The organism is Escherichia sp. Lx600-2 (assembly GCF_036662595.1).
Classification (GTDB): Bacteria; Pseudomonadota; Gammaproteobacteria; order Enterobacterales; family Enterobacteriaceae; genus Escherichia; species Escherichia coli.
Map to the genome: position 1 here is coordinate 1 of NZ_JAYQWM010000193.1, position 2,416 is coordinate 2,416.

The window sequence follows — 2,416 nt, forward strand, 5'->3', positions numbered from 1 at the left end:
CTGTTGCTGATGTCGCCCCGGTTTTCACCAAATCCCGCCTGGTAGCCCGCCCACACCAGCGTCCCGTCCGGCGCGGTCACCTCCTGTACCGTGCCCGTCAGGTCCGTATGGTAATACCAGATTTTTTGACTCTCTCCGCGCCCGGTGATGGCCGCCACCGGCGTGTACGGCTGTTCCGCGTCGTACAGGTATGTCCGCTTTCCCTGCCACGTTGTCTCCTGCAACAGCCGGAACCCTTCCCACACAAACGTTGTCCGGCTTCGTTCTCCCCGGTCGGTATGGAGATTGCTGGTCGCCTTGATGATGCGCCTGCCCAGCGCATCGTACTGATACCGCGTCTCGCTGTTGCTGCTGATGACCCGCGTTAACTGGCCCTGCGCGTTCCACTCCAGCTGCTGGTCCCTGCGCTCTGTCAGTTCGCCCCATTCGTTATAGCGGTAACGGTCACGCCCGTAGCCCGGCAGGCGGTTGTCCAGCACCGCTCCCTGATACTCATCCGTCAGCAGGTTGCCCGCTTTATCGTAATAATAATGGTCATGGTCATACATCTGCCCCGTGCGGCTGGTCAGCCAGCCGCTGCGGTCATAGCTGAACACCAGGCAACCGCGCAGTTTGTCATTGATGCCGCCGACTTCACCGTCTGCGTTCCAGATATAGTCCCGCGCCGTCACGCTGTCGTTCTGCGCCGGGGGAGTACCGGCCTGCTGTGGATTCTGGCTGCCACCTGGCAGGCTGCGCTGCCAGCTTAACCGGTTGTCGGCGTTGTAGCCGCTGAACGTCGCCAGTTTCCCCTGCGTGCGTATCACCTGACGGTGCAGACTGTCACGCTCATATTCGCTGACCGTGATACCGTCCAGTGCCGTCTGGAGCAGATGCCCGCTGCCGTAGTAAAGATGGCTGAGATGCTGCCCGTCCGGTAAGGTGATATCGGTGGGATTGCCCAGCGCATCGCGCCGGTACTTTATGCTGCCGTGCACGCTGTGCTCTGCCGTCAGCCAGCCGCTGCGGTCATACGCAAAGCGCACCCTGTCCGCCTGCATGTGGTGCAGCCGTTCCCCTTCTTCCGTGGGGGTGAGCGTCACTTCCGTTATCTGGTCAAGACGGTTGTAGCTGAAGGTCCGTGTACTGTGCTGCGTGTCACTGCGCAGCAGGCGGCCCAGCGCATCACGCTCCTGTCGCTCATTACGCATCCCTCCTTCTGTGCCCTGCGTCTGGATGATGACCGGGAACCCGCCCGCATTCAGCGCAAACATCCGTATCAGACCGTCCGGGCGCTGTTCTCCCGTCAGCCGTCCGTCGCCGTCGTAGCTGAACCGGTACTGAGCCCCATTGCCGTTGCTCAGACTGGCAACCAGCCCTTCCGGGGTGTACTGCCAGCGCGTCTCCCGTTTCTCTTCATCCGTATGGAGCGCCAGCAGCCCGCGCGGCGTATACTGCCAGGACTGCACACTGCCCGTGATGCGACGGTGCCGGATGTACCACCAGCGCCCACCAGCGCCCACCAGCGTGTGAACTTCATCAACAAAAAGGATTACCGGCTGCGGCGAGTGCGCGGCCTCTTCCAGCAACGCTTTCAGGCGAGATTCAAACTCACCCTTCATGGACGCCCCAGCCAGCAGCGCGCCAACATCCAGTGAAAGCAACCGCACGTTACGCAGTGAAGGCGGTACTTCCCCCCCGGCAATCGCCAGCGCGAATCCTTCCACCACTGCCGTTTTCCCGACTCCCGCTTCGCCGGTCAGTAGCGGGTTGTTCTGGCGACGGCGCAGCAGAATATCCGTCATAGTACGGATCTCGTGTTCGCGACCGGTGACCGGATCGATATTGCCTTCACGGGCCAGCGCAGTCATGTCCTGACAGTATTTCGCCAGCGCGGATTTGCTTCCAGTTGATTCGCCGGCAAAGACCTGGCTAGCTTCCCCCGGTACTGCAGAATTTAAATCCGAGCCGTCATAAGGCATTTCTGTTAATTCAGGAGATGAAGTGATTAAAGACGGAAGAATATCTAATAGTTCATCTACCGGTAGCTCTGCCAATGGCGCACAAATATTTTTTAACACCCGACACAATTCTGGCGTGGTTAACCAGGCAAGTAATAACCATCCACTACGAATTTTTTGATCGCCAAAGCGGATACTTGCCAACATCCAGGCTTTTTCAACAGAAAGATCGATATGATGGGAAAAATCGTTAATTACACTCGCTCCGGCAGGCAATATATTCAATTGCTGAATTAACGCCTTCTCAACATCAGCAGATGTTATTTGATAATGTCGAAGCACATTGTGAATGTCATTCTCTGGTTGTTGTATTAACTGATGCAACCAATGCGTCAGTTCGTAGACTGGCCCCCTGAATCTCCAGACAACCAATATCACTTAAATAAGTGATAGTCTTAATACTAGTTTTTAGACTA

At 57.2% G+C, this 2,416-nt stretch carries 1 pseudogene; it reads right to left on the bottom strand.

The features are described 5' to 3' along the window. Positions 1-2,348, bottom strand: a pseudogene (locus OQV04_RS25370) (AAA family ATPase); the annotation flags it as partial. Positions 2,349-2,416 lie beyond the last annotated feature (68 nt).